Here is an 18,086-nt window from a genome sequence, read left to right on the forward strand (position 1 = left end):
CCCGTCAGCGGAGGTTAGACAGTTGAGGGGAGATTGCTAAGATGATAAGGCTGGCTCGTTGAAGGTCCGAAAGGAACCGACGAGGAGACCGCACGACGATAGCCGGGAAGCGGTGGACAAGACCGTCCGGGACATCAAGCGTAAGATACGCCGCCATTTTTGCGCAGAAGAGAAGATCCGCATTATCTTGCAGGGGCTGAGGGGGGACGAGAGTATCGCGGAGATCTGCCGCCGCGAGGGTCTGCACCAGAACCTGTATTACCGCTGGAGCCAAGATGTTCTGGAAGCTGGAAAGAAGCGGCTCAACGGGGGATACGGTGCGCGAGGCTGGCAGCGACGAGGTGAAGGCCTTGCGCTCAGAATCCGGGCAGTTGAAAGAAGCCTTAGCCGAGGCCCTGATGGAGAACCGTCTGCTGAAAAAAAAGCGTGCTGGCGGATGGGGAGGCCGGTACATGAGGTACACGGCGTCCGAGAAACTGGAGATCATCCGCACGGTGGAACAGTCGAGCCTGGGCGTGAAGCGGACGCTCACTCAGATCGGCATCCCGCAGGCAACATTTTATCACTGGTATGGTCGCTATCTGGAAGACGGGCTGGACGGTCTGGAGGACCGGAAGCCAGCTCCTGGCTCTGTCTGGAACAAGGTGCCGGAGGCCATTGCCGAACAACTGGTGCAGCTGGCTCTGGCCGAGCCTGACCTGTCACCACGAGAATTAGCGGTGCGGTTTACGGAGGGACAGCGGTATGCCCTCTCGGAATCGACGGTGTACCGTGTGCGCAAGAGCCGCGACTTGATCGCCGCGCCCGTCTTCATCGTCATGAAGGCCGCAGACCGGTTTCAGCACCCGACGACGGCAGTGAACCAGCTGTGGCAGACGGATTTCACCTACCTCAAGATCATCGGTTGGGGCTGGCATTATCTCTCGACCGTCATGGACAACTACTCCCGGTACATCATCGCCAGGCGACTGTGCAAGACGATGAACGCGACGGACGTCTCGGCCACGTTGCAGGATGCCCTACAGGTGACTGGCCTTGAACGGGCCAGTCACCGCTACAGGCCCAGGCTCCTCAGTGACAATGACCCGTGTTACGTCTCGTCAGCATTGTCGCACTGGCTCGGCGAACACGGCATCCCGCACACCCGCGGAAAACCCTACCACCCTATGACACAGGGCAAGATCGAACGCTGGCATCGCACGCTCAAGGACCGCATCCTACTGGAGCATTATTACCTGCCGGGAGAACTGGCACGGCAGGTCGAAGACTTCGTCACCCACTCCAACACCAGGAGGTACCATGAAAGCCTCAACAATCTGACGCCGGAGTGCGTCTTCACGGGTCAACACGGTGCCGTGCTCACACAACGCGACAAGATCAAACGCGACACCATCGCGTTACGAAAGAAGTTGCACGCGCAACATCGTGCCGCGTAACCTATAACCAGCGGAGCCAGAATTACACCTTACCTCTTCACGCCGCTGTCTAAAATTATCTGACGACGTACAGGCATTCGGATATAGTGATATCACTATATCCTGTCAAGGCGGGGAAGGCCGGGATAAGGGAACGGAAGGGACGTGACAGATGGGGCGCACGAGAGTCTCAACCGCGGAAATTCCCATTCACACTCCTCAAATCACAATCCGCTCGACCTCATCGAGCGAGATCTGATCGGTGCGCCGATCATAGAGCCCCGTCGTACGGGCACTTTCATGGTTCGCCATCTGTTGGGCGATTTCGAGTTTGCCGCCGTTCTTGAGATATTCCGTGATGCCCGTGGCGCGGAAAGAGTGATTGCCGATCTTCGTGCGAATGCCGGCGTCGGTGGCCCGGCGGCGAATCATGCGGTAGGCGTCCGCCTGCGTCATCGGTCTATCGGAGAGCTGCCCACTCCGGCCGTGCATAGTCCGAAAGAGCGGGCTCTTGGCCTCCGTCAACTGGGCGGCCTTAAGGTAGGCGTGGAGGTACTCATCAAGATTATGATGGCAGGGCATTGCATGGAGCTTGCCGCCTTTCTCATGCAGTCGTACCCAGGTCCGACGGCCTTGAATATACACATCCTCCACCTGCATCGCGAGCGCCGCACCGATTCGAGCGAATGTATGGACCATCAACCCGATCAAGGCCCGGTCGCGTAATCCGACGATCGTGCTCACGTCGATGGCCTCGATCAGCAGACGGGCTTCGTCGGCCATGAGTACCGGCGTCTTGCCTTTCTTCGTCGAGTACTTCGGCCCCCGCACGGAGCTCGCCGGATTGCTGGGAAGGACCTGGCCCACGACGAGCCAATCAAACAGCATACGAATGGCGGCCAGATGTTGCTTGATCGATGGAGCCGACAAGCGGCCCTGGAGGGTTTCAACATAGGTGGCGACATGCACCGGCTCAATGGCCGGCAAGGAGAGCAGCCCATGCCGTTCACACCACGTCGCAAATTCGGTAACCGCCCAGGTAGGGGTAACACAAGGGAGGTGACCATGAATAGGGGCAGCAGGCTGTGAATCATCTCCGAAGAAATGTCCATGAGCATACTGACAAAGCCGAGTACCCATACTCCTGCCGGGATTTGCTGAAGCGTGCTCCTTGAAGATGTGGTCATGGTCGATGGGATGTCGGTCATCTCTTCGTGCCAAACGCACACTTTTTCCTGCGATCAGGGGTGACAGGGATCAGGCAGGCACTCCAAACAAAGCCCCAACCCCAGCGGTTACGGCCATGGCCAACGCGCCCCAAACGGTCACCCGCGCGGCAGCGGTCATCACAGAAGCACCTCCGATGCGCGCAGCCAGGGAACCTAAGAGTGCAAGAAATACGAGGGAGCTTCCAGAAACAGCCCACATAAGCCCAGAAACGGGTACCAACAGGACTACCAGGAGAGGAAGGGTAGCGCCAACGGAAAAGGTGACAGCCGAAGCCAAGGCGGCTTGAACCGGTTGTGCGGTTACGATGTCGGATATGCCCAGCTCGTCACGCCCATGCGCGCCGAGTGCATCATGCGCCATCAGCTGGGTTGCGACGTTGGAGGCGAGTTCTGCCTCGAGCCCACGTGCAACGTAAATCGCGGTCATTTCCCGGTGTTCTTGCTCCGGGTTTACTGCTAACTCTTGGCGCTCCCGATCTAGATCCGCGCGCTCGGCGTCGGCTTGCGAACTTACCGAAACATACTCACCAGCAGCCATCGCCATGGCACCAGCCGCAAGACCTGCCACACCCGCGATCACGATATTCTTTGAGCTCGCGCCTGCCGCCGCGACGCCTAAGACGAGGCTCGCCGAGGACACAATGCCGTCATTTGCCCCAAGCACAGCGGCACGCAGCCATCCGATGCGACGGATGGTATGTGTTTCAAAGTGTGGCATGGCACCAATGCACGGAGTAGTTACCCGCACCCAATCATATCGGAAAGCTGGCTCGCCTTAGGATCCCCCCACCTTGTGAGCACCACCAGGTCGGCCTGTCACCTCATGCACGCCTCCGGCCACCAGATGCTGGACCACGTTGTACAGAATGATGGGGACCATGACGCGTGGGTACGAGGCCAGTGCGAGAGAGGCCAGGACCAACCCGGTCCCATTGTTATTCATTCCCAGTCCGTACATGAGCGAGACCCGGTCAGCCTGGTCGACTTTGAACAGACGGCTCAGCCCATATCCGGAGGAAAAGGCTGTGACGCACAGGCCCGTGGTGATCCCTACCGTCACCGCCAAAAAATCAAAATCGCGGTCCGCCACCACCTGGGGAAGCGAGACCGATCCATTCGAGTAGTTCAAGAGCAACAACACGACGGAATTGCTGAGTTTGATGAACGGCATCATGGCGGTGAGTCTTGCTTCAGGCACGGCGAATCGCGCCGCCAAACCCAGCATGGACGGCAGGACGATCCAGAGGCTCAAGAAGGTTCCCGATCCGTAGGCGGCCAGGTCCTGCAGGACCCTCTCATACTCCTCCGATGCCATCTCTCCAAACACCTGCAGTGCCACCGGTGTGATGATAGGGCTGAGAACGGTGGAGGCGAGAACCAGTCCTAAGCTCATCGCCAAATTCCCATTGGAGTTCTGCGCCCAGGCGGTAGACGCGCCGGCAATCGGCATGGCGGCGACCAACGCGAGGCCGACGAGGATATGCTGCGCTTCGTCCGGCTCATACCACAACCGCATGACCAGGGTGACGCCAAAAATATAGATCATGGGGATGATCAGATTGGCCGCGAGTCCGGCCACCATCACCCGGCTTTTTTGCATGAGCGATTGCAAGTGCGACGTTTTCACGCCCGATCCAGCGTTAAACATGAGGGTGGCGAGAAGGAGCAAGAGCAACGAGACATGCATCTGTGTCTCAAAGATGTGAACGTCGCCCAAGCTCACGTTCCTGATCCATAACCCAGCCGCCGGAAAGACGGCGGCGAGGGCGTAGGCGCTGATCAAGAACCAAAGCAAATGGTGGTGAATGAACTGGGACAGCCCGAGGAGCGTGGGTTTACGCATCTCCATCATGACTCGATCGTGCACGCTCACAGCATACGCGAGCAGTGTAGGAAAATCGAGGTGCGAAGAGGTGACTAGGTGGCTGAACTGTGAAGCCGAAGGGAGGTGGGCAGGAGATTCTGATCTGAAGAGAGCATTACAAACTCGAGGATTAGGCTGTCGCCCGTCGGAACTGCGGATACCAATCACGGAACGTGGCATCGAGGTCACCATTGAGTACCCGGGTTCGAGTCTGAAGAAACAAGTGCGCTCCCTCGGGCGTCTACTGCATCTGTTGTTCTTTCACGAAGCGCTTGTTGATGACGTGACTGGAACCTGTTTTGAAATAGGCTAGTTGTTGAATCTGAAACGGCTTGCGAAATTCTTTCCGGCTCCGGCCTAGAGGGGGCGAGGCGGCCTGCGGATGTGCAGGATGCAGGTGTGCACTAGAGAGGGAGGGCGCCAACTCCAAGGCGGACAGTCTCAGCATCCCACAGGGAGCTGCGTGCGTAGAGGCGTTCCTTTACTGAGCCGACCACCAAATAGTGCGTAATGTTCAGCTGGCAAAGTGGCAAAACCATTTGTTTATAGGCATTCCAAGAATAAAGATGCGCACTATTTAGCGTTCTTATCAGTAAAAAGGTTCAGGGGCTAGTTTGTCAACAGCCTCCTATCTATGCGAGGTCGTGCCTATAGGAGAGCTGCTGTAATCCACGGTATGGTGGAAAGTGGTTGGTTTCGACCTCGTCACGAGTGCGGCATTCAGTCTGGTTGATTTGCCATCGTCTGTTGTGACAACTAAGGAAGGTCTGATTTATTCCTCTCTCGTAATGTGCTACGGATAGCGCAGCACTGAACGGGAGGTGGATCTATGCAGCAACAGTCATTTGCCGAGGTGACGTTCGAACAGTATCGCAAGCCCACCCGCCGGGAACGGTTTCTCGACGAGATGAACCACGTCGTACCATGGGCGGAATTAGTGGCCGTGATCGAGTCGGTCTATCCCAAGGCCGAAGGCCCCGGCGGCCACCGGTGGGCGTCGAACGGATGCTGCGCCTCCATTGCCTGCAGCAGTGGTTCAACCTGTCAGATCCGGCCGTGGAGGAGGCCTTGTACGACTCGCGCGCCATGCGCCAGTTTGTGGGGATTGATCTGAGCCGTGAGCCCGTGCCCGATGAGACGACGATCTGCAAGTTTCGACACCTGTTGGAAACGTACCAGTTGGGCTCGCAGCTCTTTGCCCGGATCGGGGAGTATCTGATGAAGCAGGGGCTGCAGGTGAGCCGCGGGACCATTGTGGATGCCACCATCATCAGTGCCCCCAGTTCGACGAGGAATCGGACGAAGGAGCGGGATCCGGAGATGCATCAGACGAAGAAGGGGAACCAATGGTACTTTGGCATGAAGGCGCATATTGGCATGGACAGCCGTACCAAGCTGATTCATTCGGTCGCGGCCACAGCGGTCAATGTGCATGACAGTCAGGTGTTGCCCAAACTGCTGCACGGACAGGAGACCCGGGTGTGGGGCGACTCGGCCTACAGTGGACAGCGTGAGGTGATTCAGCGCCATGCCCCCAACGCCAAGAGTTTTATCCAGACGAAAGCGCATCGCCATCGGCCGTTGAGTGAGGAGGAACGGGCTCGCAACTGCACCAAGTCGAAAGTCCGAGCCAAAGTGGAACATGCGTTCTTGGTGATCGAGCGGATCTTCGGCTGGGCCAAGGTGCGGTATCGGGGGCTGGCGAAGAACACCCACTGGCTCCAGATCAGCTGCGGCTTGGCGAATTTGTATGTGTTACGGCGGCGCCTGTTGGCGGGAGTCTAGCGGAGGGGTGTGCGAACAAGGTTCCGGGCGGCCCGATAGCGGGCGACACCTGAGGATGAGGCTCCCAGACCAGCGAATGTCCAGCGGAGTGCCTATATCGATCCGGTCAGAAATAGAGTGCTTCGTGCGAATGTGAATTAATCAGACCTTCCCTAGAGTTCCAGCATCCGAATCTGGCGGTCTTCAATATCGCTTCATCGAATCATCCGTCCAAGGCGTGCTAGTCTGCAGGGGAACAGGCTCGGTCATGATCAGGTCGTGGGCGTTCAGGGGAGAGGCATGGTGGTATTCATCCCATCGAGGTTCCGCCGATTCCATGTATGCGTGTCTGATTTGGCACGCGACCTTAAGAAGAGTGTTGTAGAGAAGCTCGGAGGAGGAGTCATGCGCTGTCTTCGTTGCCAAGGCCTCTTGATTGCCATCCAAATGAGGGACCTGGGGCAGCCCTCGGTGACCGGATGGCGGTGCCTGCTCTGTGGAGCGATGACGGACCCGGGAATTGAGGCTAATCGCGTGAGTCACAGTTCACCACCTCGGAATGGTCCACGTCTCCCTGGTTCACCATCAACAAAGCCTAGGAAATGTAGCGCACCCCGTTGTTAGTCGGTATGGGAGGTTGATTGCATGGATCACAGGCAGGAGGCAGGAGTTGTGATGAAGAATCCGACGGCAAAGACCATGTGCGGATGCGACAGCTCCTCCAGCGAATAGAATCCGTTGAACATTAGGGGGATGTGATGAGTAGGTGGCGTGATTTTCGGCGTACGATGTCAACGGAACTCTTCATGCTCGCCTATGTGATTGCGTGGGTAACCGTTTTGGTGATGACTCACATGTGGGCACAATAACAAGGTGTCGATGTGTCGTTATCTTCCCGAAGGTTTCCCGTTAGGAGTCCGAAAATGTAACGGATCTCTGAGGCTCTGAAGCTCGCGGTAATAGTAGAGCGCGGTCGGCCGTCTGTTCTCAAACGTCAGTGCGCGCAGAAAGGTGAGTTCCTCCTCGGTCGCATCCTTGCTCAGTAAGGGGTCTTGCAGGAATTCCTTCAGCCCGGGCTCTTCCCCTGGCGTCTTCTCTGGACCTTTCTCCGTGAACTCGAACGACTTGTGGTGGCCTGGTGCCACCCGGCGATTCAGAACAATCTCAATGCAAAAGGTGGCGAGATCGATATTCCAGGATTCGATCAAAGGATCGAGGAACGCGATGCAGTTCTCGTTCGAGAGATCGAAGACGGTCGTATCTAAGAACTCCAGCACGGTGACGCGCATCTTGGGATAGCTTGTCTTGCTCAGCCGAGCGACCTTCCGCACCCATGTAGGATTGTCGAGTTCCTGTCGCGCCACACTTTTGACGACGCCCAGCAACTTCTGGGTGACGAACCGCTCGAGTTCGCCGAAGGGTTGTTTTTCGAAAATCTCACGGATCTGCCGAGTCTTTGCCGGATGACACTTGCGGAGGATCAATTCCCGCACGTCGTGCAGTAAAGGACCCGGCGGGTCTTCCAGCCGCTTCCTGAGATGTTCACGGCGCTGTTGATCGGCGAGTTTGGAAAGTTGTCCATGCGGTAACTTCAGGACTCGTCCGATCTTTTCGTACATGTCGGTTCGATTCGGCGCCGGCGGGAGTTTCTTCTGCGTGAGCAACTGGGAAATATATGATTCGGTCACGTGGGCCGCACGGGCGAGATCCCGCTGCCCGAGTTTCAACTCTTTCAATCGATTTCTGATGAGGAGTGCAATGTTCATAAGGAGTCTCCTTGTCACGGATTAACAAAAATAAGTTATTATTATAGGTGATATAAGTGCATAGCAAGATAATACTTGACTATGTATAGTTAATAGAACTAGGCTTCAATAGCATTCAGTGGAGAGGGGGCGCGGTCAAGGTCCTCTTCTTGACGTTTGAAGTACAGCGGCTGTCACATCGTTCGCACTCCCTGCTTCTTTCTTGCGCAACTGTTTCAGAATCCTCTGTCGTATCGACGTCAGAGAGTCCCTTCGGACTACGTTCGGTTCTCAAGATTCGCGAGCCGTGGTTGCGTCTGTCCAGGGGGCGGCTCCCTCAGCACTGCAACTCTGGAAAGGAGTGCACTATGATGTACTACGCAGGGATGTTCCTATTCTTCGGATTGATTGCTGCGGGCTTGAATGCGTCCGGAATAGCCATGGTTGCGACGTAGGGTTCCTGGACCCTGCTGTTGAGTGGGATTGTATTGTTGATGATTCACTTGGTAACAAGACGTACCAACCGGGTGTCCTAACTGATCAGAACACCGCAAGGGTTCACTCGAGAGAGAGGGGTTATGACAACAGAGGAACAAATTACAAAAATGAAGAAAGCGATTGCTCACGCGATCAAGGTGATGGGAGACCGATTCGGATCGACGGAGCAGGATGTCGAAAGGGCTATCCAGGAACTGAAGGCGTCGATGCAAGGATCGTCGGAGCCGAGTCTTTCCGTGAAAACCATGCCGTAGCCAGGCATCGCCGGATCGGTAAACCACCATTGAGACGCAATCGCGTCGCAAGGCGAAGGAGGATGAACCATGAAGGCCCAACCCGTTGTTCATAGTCATATCGAAGTTACGGACACGCTGGCCAGATTGTACCTCTTCTTGGCGCAAAGCATGGATCGCTGTCTGAGCGAAACAGCGCGTAGCGACTATCCGGAGGCCGAATTAGAGTCGCATCTTGCCGCGACCAGGGCCACGGCGCTGGACATGCTGTCTGTCAATCAAGTGGTCAAAGCAAAGGTCGAGCAGGAGTGTGATCATGCGCGTTCGCTTATCATGGCGTGCCTTGGAGATGGAGCTGCGAAGGTCGTTGCGCTGGATGAGCTGAAGGCAGAGCGGGCCGTGCTGAAACACAAGACCATGGCATTGAGTGACCTGCTTGCGGTATTTCGGGCGGCATGAGCAGAAGAATAAACTTGGTCCGCTGTTTCAGGCTCGACTTGAGTATGAAGTGGCGAGCATTAGTATCATGGAGGATAGTATGAAGACGACATCACGGACGTATGTGTTGACACTACATTCATCGTCAAACAAAGGCCTGCGGCTGTGGATGGGAGACAGTATCCATGCCTTGCGCCATTGTTCGGTCAAACAGCTCGGTCTCGCATTGCGAGAAATGCAACAGCATGTAGATAGCCTGCAGGCTTCCGTTTCGTCATCGGGTGGATCCTATTCTCTGAACCGCGGTCGGTAGTGTGACGTCTCTGTCCAATGGGGGTTGGGAGCAACGGTGTGTCAGGAGCGGACACGAGCCATGCGCATGGACCCTGGCGCACGGTCGGCGTGGCTCTGTAGTCCCAAGCATTCTGTCATAGCATTGACCGTCTCAGTTGCTCCAAGAAAGTAGAGTCGGGTGATCGTATGGTCCGCGTACAAACACCGTTCAATCTGGATATCTTCCTCAGGAAGCTCGACACGGGCAAAACAATTCTTTCGTCTCCGAAGAATCGGATTCTCTTTTCACAAGGGGATATGACCGATACGGTGTTCTATATCGAGTCAGGCAAGGTGAAAGTCACCGTGATCTCGAAACAGGGTAAGGAAGCCGTCGTGGCGATTCTGGAGCGAGGTGCGTTTGTCGGTGAATCGTGTCTTGTGGGCCAGACGGTGCGCACGGCGACCGCAACCACCCTGGAAGACTCCAAGATTATTTGCATCGACAAAGCCGTCATGCTCCCTCTGCTCAAGGCGCAACCTCGGTTTGCCGAGGCCTTTATGTCCTATTTACTGGTGCACTCGATCCGCGTCCAAGAGGATTTGGTGGATCAACTGTTTAATTCCAGCGAGAAGCGGCTGGCGCGAGCGCTACTGTTGTTGGCCCATTTTGGTAAGGAAAGCAAGTCGGAGACGGTGATTGCGAAGATTAGTCAGGAAACGTTGGCTGAAATGGTCGGCACCACCCGCTCGCGCGTCAGTTTCTTTATGAATAAGTTCCGCAAGCTCGGATTCATTGATTACAAAGGCGGGTCGCGCCGGAACGGCGGATTGCACGTCCATAGCTCTCTCCTTAATGTCGTGCTCCACGACTAGGGACTTCCATCTGGTTCCTTTTCTTTGATCCAGTAACGCCAGGCCGCGTTACGCATCCCCCACCGTATCTTGAATCGTTCTCTACTGAGCAATTGTGAACGGACTTAAACTGGGCGCTTCGGTATTCTCATCTCACAGCGGATGATGCCACGGATGCTTCTGACACGGATTGAGGTTTGGTTCCAATTCGATAGAGAGCGGCCGGGGATGCCGACACATCACAATAAAAATTGTCATGAGGGACCATCATGCAGTCGGTGACTGGTACCAATCGCACATGGACTGAAGGTGGGGCCATGACCTCGGGGTGCAAGTCCCACGCAGCGACAGTGGTCAAATTACTGAACGAAGCGCTGGCCGCAGAAATTATCTGCATCCTGCGCTACAAGCGCCATTACTTCATGACCGCCGGGATTAGTGCTCGCCGCGCGAAGACGAAGTTTCTCCAGCATGTGGCAGAGGAGCAGGCGCATGCCGATCAATTGGCTGAGCGCATTGTCCAGCTTGGGGGCGAATTGGATTTGCCCGTTGCCCAGCTGCTGAACCGGAACCATGCAGAGCATGTCGAAAAGGATTCTATAGAGGAGATGATCACGGCAGATCTAATTGCCGAACGGATCGCGATCGACAGCTATCGCGACATGATTGCCTCCATCGACGCCGATGATCCGACGACCCGGCAGGTCATGGAGCGGATTCTGGCGCAAGAAGAAGAGCATGCCGAGGCCCTGGCGGATCTCTTGAGGGACTGCGCCTCAAAGTGAGCGGGTAGGTACTGGTCGTGTCTGGTGCTTCAAGTGCGCGCCTCGCGCGCAGAAGGAGGACATATGGTCTGCCAACGCTGTCGAGGGCTGCTGGTACGGGAAATCTTCGATGATCTGCGTATCGAAACAGACGCTCGTGATACCGCTACACGCTGCCTCAATTGTGGGTGTATCGAGGATGCCATCATTCGTGCGAATCGCTCCCACTCTTCGATGGGAACGCAAGCGACTCTGCGTGGGCGCCGAATGGTCAGTAACAGACAGGTCGTGTTCAGCAAGATTGACGCTCGCGTGCATGCACTGATCCGATAAGCGGATGCTGCTGCAGTCCGCACTCCTTGAGGGACGTGAACCTACGTCTAGTAATGAGGAAGAAGTAAAGATGGGATTCTCCAAGAACGATGTGGCGGGTTTATTCCAGGCATCGCCGAATGTGATGCCTGGTGAGGATAGTCGACCGCTTGTTTACCGGAGGCCGGTCGGATGGACAATCAGGGTGCGGAGAATCGATTGTCTGTTGACCGATATCCAGGCGGAGATTGAGAGACTTCAGCAGGAGAGAACTCATCTGAGACTGGTGCGGAGAGAATTGACCGGTAATGACGCCTAGTGGAATAGCTCTTTCCTGTGCAACGCCTCTTTGAAGAGCCAGCTCTCGGTGACAACCCACTGAGCCGGAGGTCTCCACGGCGGGCGGAGGGTAGAAGAGAATCCGGATTAAGAGATCACAGACGCTCCCACCCTTGGCGGCACTGAATCACCGTCTGCTCCAAACTCTGATGCCATCTTTTTCGACCTTCAAACGTTCACGCCGCGGTAACCGTTGCGTGCCGCCTCGGTATTTTATTACACCTGAGCTGTTTTGATCAGCTTGCCATCGACCGCCCGTGCACAATTAGACGAGGCGAAAGACAAATCCATGGACATCGGAAACTCCGCCATAACAGGGCTCGGATCGGCGGCCATGTGACTCTTCGTCCTCGAATTCCGACGCGCGTGAGAACTGGGGAAGGGAATATCGGGCAGGGGAATGGCAAGAAGGATTGATTCCTTCGTGGTTGGTGGATGCAATTACGCGTGTGAAGCATGACGATCAGGGACACTTGGGGGATCATGGAAGAGACTGTTGAACTCGCGAGAGCTCGAGCTCAAAAGACACGTGCCGAACGCTGCCTTGTGGCCCAATACGCTGTGACCAAGGTGTTGGCCGAATCTGCGACCCTGATGGCCGCAGCGCATGAAATCCTCCGAGCCATCGGCGAGAGTCTCGATTGGGAATTGGGCATGTTCTGGAACGTAGATGAGCAGGCTGATGTGCTCCGCTTTGTAGACCTCTGGCATGCGCCATATGTTGAAGCGTCCGCGTTCTGCGAGGATAGCCGGGGACGGACCTTCCAACGAGGTGCCGGGCTTATCGGCCACGTTTGGGCAAATGGCATCCCCATCTGGATACCTGACGTAGCTACGGATCGCGATTTCCGCCGCGCCCCGATGGCGGCAAGAGTTGGACTGCATGGCGCCTGTGCATTCCCGGTCCGTAAGGGCTTACGCATCTATGGAGTCATTGAATTTTTCAGCCGCGAGATTCGTGAGCCGGATCAGGATGTCCTGGATATGGTGGCTGACATCGGGATCAAAGTCGGTCAATTTGTAGACCGTGAGCAGACAGCAGAAGCGTTACGCCAAGCCGAGGCCCTGGCTGAAGTGGCGAGACTGCTCGGAGACATTGGTCACGATATCAAGAATATGCTGATGCCGATTGTGAGCGGAGCCACACTCCTCGAAGAAGAACTCGATGAGTGCTATGGCCGTCTACCGGAGACTGTGACCGGCAATCTCAAGGCCAGTCGGGACCTGACAAAAGAGCTTACTACCATGATCCAGCGTGGATCCCGGCGTATCCAGGATCGGGTCAGAGAGATGGCGGAATCGGTCAAGGGCATCACCCGGGCCCCTGAATTCGCTCCCTGCAGAATTTCAGATGTTGTATCGACTGTGTACGCGTCTCTCCGTGTCCTTGCCCAGGAACGCAAGATTGCACTGCAGGTTGATGGCCTCGATACCCTGCCGCTGATTCGGGCTGATGAAAGCCGTCTATTCAACGCGATTTATAATCTGGTCAACAATGCGATTGCAGAAGTCCCCCCTGACGGGTCTATCAATGTGCGCGGCAGTATCGATCCAGCAGGAACGAGCGTACAGCTATCCGTGATCGATACAGGTAAGGGGATGCTTCCCGAAGTCCGAGCAAGCTTGTTCACCTACCGTGCGATCAGCCGAAAAGTTGACGGCACCGGGCTGGGGACGAAGATCGTCAAAGACGTGGTCAGTGCCCATGGGGGTACCATCACCGTTGAAAGCGAGCCAGGCAAGGGTACGGTGTTCCATATCACGTTGCCGCTGGAAGGCCCTCCTCCGCACTCTGGTAAGGTTAGCAGGATGATCGGTGCAAGCCATACGCCTAATGTGCACTAACCCATCGCGGAGGAGTGAGTCTTCGACATCACACGGGGGAATGCGTCGCTGTAAGGTGTCGAAACGGTGTGAGTGACCAGGATGTCCAGCTGCAGAATGATGGTCGCATCCCTCCGTGTCGCCGCAGGCGTGCTCGGCGGCTTTGCTGCGATGGGGAACATGTTGCAAGCGTGACGGCCCAACTTCTCTTTCCCTCGCGCCGATGCGTTGCTGTGACGGACGAGTGGAAGCGACGGTGGAGGTTTGCAGGAAGAAGAGATAGGCTGCACCCGCTGTAGGTACATGCGACAAGCGGTGGCTTCCCTCGGTGCGTCTTTTCGGGTGGTGAATCGGTTCTAGAAGCGAATGAGCTCGATGAGAGTTGTAGAAGCGGAGCGTCGTTAGTAGGTTAACTATAATAAGTTAAGAAATGTTGCAAGGAGTGATTTCTTGAGTAGTAACTGGACTAAGTGTTGTAAAAGTGTCCGAGAAGGGTGGGTTCGGCTGCTCGTTCTCGAACGTGATGACGTGATGAGATGTACGGAAGCAGCCTTAGTGTGCTGGTTCAAGCCCTGACGTTCCAGTGACGCTGACTGTTTCATCCTCGCTTTTGTTCCTCCAGCGACCGTTCCAGCCGCCTGGTACACCAGAGTTCCATCGCTGCCCTCTTACCGGAAAACGCGGGGTTCGTTGTGTCGTCGAAAGGGGCGGGAGGCTCTCACCTTCGCACTAAGGAGTCCACGATGAATCAGGAGCAAGTCGGACAATTCTGGAAGCGCTACAGGAGACCAATCGGGGTGCGTACTGGCCTACGGCAGCCACGCCTCACGAACGGAGTCTGAATCAGTGCGGGAAACTTATTTCACGAGACGGTGACAAGCTGATTCGTGTGGTGGGTGATTACCAAGACAGACGGTGGCGAGCAGGTAAGTGAAGTGCATCGCATGTGGGAGTGAAGAGGCGGTGACGGTCACCGCACAGCAGGATCGGAAGGACGGGATCGTGTAAGATGGTGAGACAACTTCTACTCATGCGTATCTTCCCATAAGCGTGCTTGGCTCCAGTGAAAGGTATAGACATGGCTAGCATCCTCATAGCGGTTGCGTTTGTGGTAACCATGCTTCTGGTCGTTGGTGTGATCGCTTATGCGAATAGCGAGTGACTCGCTGCCGATCAAAAGACCGGGAGATTCCCGTTTTGTGACTCAACCTGGGCTCGCGTGAAGTATAGAAATCTGCAGATGCGATGTGCGCGTCCTGCTACTTCCTTGCGTCTGATTTCCCGGCCTCCACCGCTTCATCAAGCATGCAACTCGTCGTTCGTACTTCATTCGGCCTCGCGTGTGGGACTCCGGTTCGAGTCCTTCGTTGACTCCCCCAACAACCAACGACTGGCGAAAAGCGAACCAGTCCAAAATGATCTGGATGCGAGTATCGTTTGCCATCCTGGCCTAGGTCGATGGCGAGTGCACATGATGAAGTCGCGGGGTCGTAACTCAGTGTGAATCCAGCACTGCCAGCGCTGGAAAATTTCGCAACTGAATTGAGGTAACCTCAGTTCATTCAATGGAGAGCTGTGCACAATTGACCAGACGTAAGGTGGCGTAAATGTAACCATGCTAAATGACACGGACATACTCTCAAACACTTCCTGGCCCTTAACGTTGTGCCCAAGCGGGCATGCCGATTATTTCGATGGAGTCGAGCGAGTGAGTGAATCGAGCCCTCCCGTTCGAACAGAGGGGTGCATCGATGATGCTATGGAGAGCGAGAACAAAGAGACAAATCGTGAGCGCGGACTTACTCAACCCTGTGCTCAGGGCCACATGCTTTGCAGTCAGCGGGGTCTTAGTTCTGTTGATGCTGGGTGCGGTGCCGGCCGCTCCAAGCGAGGGGTCCGTGGTCTACGTGATCCCGGTCGATGGGGTCATCGATCTGGGTTTGGCTCCGTTTGTCGAGCGCGTATTGGATGAAGCGGCTGCTGCTGGCGCGGCGGCGGTGATTCTCGAGATCGACACCTTCGGCGGTCGCGTCGATGCGGCCGTGCAGATCCGCGATGCCTTGCTGCGGGCCAAGGTCAAGACCGTCGCGTTCATCAACAAGCGCGCGATCTCGGCGGGCGCGCTGATTAGTCTGGCTGCGGAAACCATCGTCATGGCCGAGGGCGGCACGATCGGTGCCGCCATGCCTGTTCAGATCGGGTTGCCAGGCGCGCCGGCCCAGCCGGTCGAGGAGAAGACAGTCTCGTACCTCCGAAAGGAATTCCGCGCGACGGCGGAGAGTCGCACACGGCCGCCGGAGTTGGCCGAAGCGATGGTGGATGCGGATGTGGAAATTCCCGGCGTGATCGCGAAGGGCAAGTTGGTCACCCTGACGACCGAAGAGGCATTGCGGCATAAGCTGGCAGATTTTCGTGCCGACACGCTGGACGCCCTGCTGAAGGTACTGGATCTCTCGGATGCGGAGATCCACCACGCTTCGGAAACGTGGGCGGAATCGCTGGTGCGAGTTCTGACGCATCCGGTCGTCAGTTCGATCCTCATCGCCGTCGGAATGCTTGGGATCATCGTGGAGATCCAGAGCCCCGGATTCGGGGTGCCCGGCGCTGTTGGGCTGACGAGCCTTTCGCTGTTCTTGTGGGGACATTGGTTGGTACGGCTGGCAGGCTGGGAAGAAGTGCTGCTCATCGGGATCGGGCTCATCCTGTTAGTGGTCGAAATATTTCTTTTGCCGGGCTTCGGCGTATTTGGGGCGCTTGGCATTGCGGCGCTTCTCGGAGGACTTGGACTGAGTCTCATCGGGACGGGCGCGACCTGGGCCGTCGTGCTATCTGCGGTGGGACAGGTGATCGCCGCTGTATTGCTGGCTGCCGTGCTGGCTCTCGCGTTGTTGCGGGTGATGCCGCGCCTCCCCGTTGGTCGGAGTCTCATTTTAGATACCGAGTTGCTAACAGCGGGAGGGTATGCCTCCCAACCGGAATTGGACCACCGGTGGCTCGAGAAGCGCGGGACTGCCGCCTCGACCTTGCGACCGGCAGGGGTGGCCCATTTCGACCACGAGCGCGTGGACGTCGTCACTGAAGGCGAATACATCGAAGCCGACACTCCGATCGAAGTGGTGCGTGTCGAAGGAAATCGGATCGTGGTCCGGCGCCTGGCGCCGGAGGGTCAAAGGAGCAAGTCATGAACGAACTAGAAACCGGCCTGGTGGGGATCCTGACGACCTTGATGCTGACCGTGGCGGGGATGGCGCTGTTGTTGTACCTGATTCCGCTCCGGTTGTGGATCGCAGCTTGGGCATCCGGCGCCTATGTGGGGTTGTTGACATTGATCGGCATGCGTCTGCGCCGCGTCCCGCCCGACACGGTGGTGACCGCGCGCATCAGCGCGGTGAAGGCCGGCCTCACCATTCCGCTGAACGATCTGGAAGCCCACTATCTGGCGGGTGGCAATGTGGTGAACGTCGTCCTTGCGATGATCTCGGCCGACAAAGCGACGATCCCGATGCCGTTCAAGCGCGCGGCAGCGATCGACTTGGCTGGGCGCGACGTGTTGGGCGCGGTCAAGATGTCGGTCCTCCCGAAAGTGATCGAAACGCCCCGCATTGCCGCGGTTGCCAAAGATGGCATTCAGCTCCACTCCATTTGTCGTGTGACCGTTCGCACGAATCTGGACCGGCTCGTGGGCGGGGCGGGAGAGGAGACCGTGCTTGCCCGGGTCGGCGAAGGGATTGTGAGCACGATCGGCTCGGCGGAGACCCACAAAAATGTGCTGGAAAATCCCGATCACATCTCCAAACATGTGTTAGCGAAAGGGCTGGATGCGGGGACGGCCTTTGAGATCCTGTCGATCGATATCGCGGATATCGACGTCGGCGAGAACATCGGTGCCAAACTGCAGATCGATCAGGCGGACGCCGACAAGCAGATCGCGCAAGCGAGAGCCGAGCAACGGCGCGCGATGGCCGTGGCGCTGGAACAGGAAATGCGCGCGAAGGTGGTCGAAGCTGAATCCGAAGTGCCGAAGGCCATGGCCGAAGCGTTTCGCCAAGGGAACCTGGGCATCATGGATTACTACCGCATGAAGAACGTGCAGGCGGACACGTCCATGCGCGACGCGATCGCGGAGACGGGAGAGGAGCCGTCAGGCGGTCCGAAGAAGGAGGAGCGCTCATGACATGGGAGCAACTGGTGCTTCCTGTGCTTCTGGTCTTAGCCCTGCTGGTACGGCGGCTGCGTATGCGGAAGGGGACAGATGAGGAGGCACAGGGTGACGGGGTCGAACCGGCGAGCGTTCCTGTGGCAATGGACACGCGAGTCCCGATCCGTGGCTCACGCAGGCTGAGTGAAGCGCCACGCGTCGTCCGGTTGGCCACGGACGCATCTCCCGCCGCACGGCGCTGGCAGCCTCGGGTCACCGCCACCGCTCGGGACATGCGGCGCGGCATCGTGCTCATGGCGGTGCTCGGTCCCTGCCGAGGCCGTGAGCCCTGTCCGGTCAGCGGTGAGTTGGATAGAGGCTAAGGTTCCCATGAT

Annotated in this window: 16 protein-coding genes and 1 pseudogene; 13 read left to right on the top strand and 4 right to left on the bottom strand. The window is 56.9% G+C overall.

From position 1 onward, the window contains the following. The first annotated feature begins 58 nt into the window (after positions 1–58). A protein-coding gene (locus tag IPM58_01070; protein MBK9305698.1) for an IS3 family transposase occupies positions 59–1,436 on the top strand; the annotation gives its coding sequence in 2 pieces (ribosomal slippage) (positions 59–304 and positions 306–1,436; 1,377 coding nt in all). A 198-nt stretch (positions 1,437–1,634) separates the two neighbouring features. Here the strand turns inward: IPM58_01070 and IPM58_01075 are convergent. From IPM58_01075 to IPM58_01085, 3 genes are all read right to left on the bottom strand, one after another. After that, positions 1,635–2,555: a tyrosine-type recombinase/integrase gene (locus IPM58_01075; protein ID MBK9305699.1), complete on the bottom strand. Its 921-nt coding sequence runs from the start codon at positions 2,553–2,555 to the stop codon at positions 1,635–1,637. Between the two features lie 117 nt (positions 2,556–2,672). After that, positions 2,673–3,362: a VIT family protein gene (locus tag IPM58_01080; protein MBK9305700.1), complete on the bottom strand. Its 690-nt coding sequence runs from the start codon at positions 3,360–3,362 to the stop codon at positions 2,673–2,675. Positions 3,363–3,419: 57 nt separating this feature from the next. After that, complete coding sequence (locus IPM58_01085) at positions 3,420–4,487, bottom strand: bile acid:sodium symporter (protein ID MBK9305701.1); 1,068 nt, start codon at positions 4,485–4,487, stop codon at positions 3,420–3,422. A gap of 850 nt (positions 4,488–5,337) precedes the next feature. Here IPM58_01085 and IPM58_01090 point away from each other — a divergent pair. Beyond that, positions 5,338–6,293, top strand: a pseudogene (locus IPM58_01090) (IS5 family transposase). An 866-nt stretch (positions 6,294–7,159) separates the two neighbouring features. Here IPM58_01090 and IPM58_01095 read toward each other — a convergent pair. After that, the gene (locus IPM58_01095) at positions 7,160–8,038 is read right to left on the bottom strand and encodes a helix-turn-helix transcriptional regulator (protein ID MBK9305702.1); all 879 of its coding nucleotides are present in this window, start codon (positions 8,036–8,038) and stop codon (positions 7,160–7,162) included. Between the two features lie 557 nt (positions 8,039–8,595). Here IPM58_01095 and IPM58_01100 point away from each other — a divergent pair. The 11 genes from IPM58_01100 to IPM58_01150 all read left to right on the top strand — a co-directional run bounded on the left by IPM58_01100 (position 8,596) and on the right by IPM58_01150 (position 18,074). Beyond that, complete coding sequence (locus tag IPM58_01100; protein MBK9305703.1) at positions 8,596–8,769, top strand: hypothetical protein; 174 nt, start codon at positions 8,596–8,598, stop codon at positions 8,767–8,769. A gap of 69 nt (positions 8,770–8,838) precedes the next feature. Beyond that, positions 8,839–9,207: a hypothetical protein gene (locus IPM58_01105; protein MBK9305704.1), complete on the top strand. Its 369-nt coding sequence runs from the start codon at positions 8,839–8,841 to the stop codon at positions 9,205–9,207. Between the two features lie 79 nt (positions 9,208–9,286). Next, entirely contained in the window at positions 9,287–9,499 is a 213-nt protein-coding gene (locus IPM58_01110; GenBank protein ID MBK9305705.1) for a hypothetical protein, read from the top strand. Between the two features lie 167 nt (positions 9,500–9,666). Then, positions 9,667–10,335 (top strand): Crp/Fnr family transcriptional regulator, encoded by a 669-nt coding sequence (locus tag IPM58_01115; GenBank protein MBK9305706.1) that lies wholly within the window; start codon positions 9,667–9,669, stop codon positions 10,333–10,335. 248 nt (positions 10,336–10,583) lie between these two features. After that, a complete protein-coding gene (locus tag IPM58_01120) occupies positions 10,584–11,099 on the top strand; it encodes a bacterioferritin (protein ID MBK9305707.1) in 516 nt (171 codons plus the stop codon). A 63-nt stretch (positions 11,100–11,162) separates the two neighbouring features. Further along, positions 11,163–11,411 (top strand): hypothetical protein, encoded by a 249-nt coding sequence (locus IPM58_01125; protein ID MBK9305708.1) that lies wholly within the window; start codon positions 11,163–11,165, stop codon positions 11,409–11,411. Positions 11,412–11,481: 70 nt separating this feature from the next. Next, a complete protein-coding gene (locus tag IPM58_01130) occupies positions 11,482–11,709 on the top strand; it encodes a hypothetical protein (protein ID MBK9305709.1) in 228 nt (75 codons plus the stop codon). Between the two features lie 503 nt (positions 11,710–12,212). Continuing rightward, the gene (locus IPM58_01135; GenBank protein ID MBK9305710.1) at positions 12,213–13,574 is read left to right on the top strand and encodes a HAMP domain-containing histidine kinase; all 1,362 of its coding nucleotides are present in this window, start codon (positions 12,213–12,215) and stop codon (positions 13,572–13,574) included. 1,766 nt (positions 13,575–15,340) lie between these two features. Next, positions 15,341–16,738, top strand: coding sequence for a nodulation protein NfeD (locus tag IPM58_01140; protein MBK9305711.1), 1,398 nt, complete (start codon positions 15,341–15,343; stop codon positions 16,736–16,738). Next, the gene (gene floA, locus IPM58_01145; GenBank protein MBK9305712.1) at positions 16,735–17,727 is read left to right on the top strand and encodes a flotillin-like protein FloA; all 993 of its coding nucleotides are present in this window, start codon (positions 16,735–16,737) and stop codon (positions 17,725–17,727) included. The genes IPM58_01140 and floA overlap by 4 nt, the downstream gene beginning before the upstream one ends. Further along, entirely contained in the window at positions 17,724–18,074 is a 351-nt protein-coding gene (locus IPM58_01150) for a hypothetical protein (GenBank protein MBK9305713.1), read from the top strand. The genes floA and IPM58_01150 overlap by 4 nt, the downstream gene beginning before the upstream one ends. Positions 18,075–18,086 lie beyond the last annotated feature (12 nt).

Origin of the sequence: Nitrospira sp. (assembly GCA_016715825.1) — a bacterium.
Classification (GTDB): Bacteria; Nitrospirota; Nitrospiria; order Nitrospirales; family Nitrospiraceae; genus Nitrospira_D.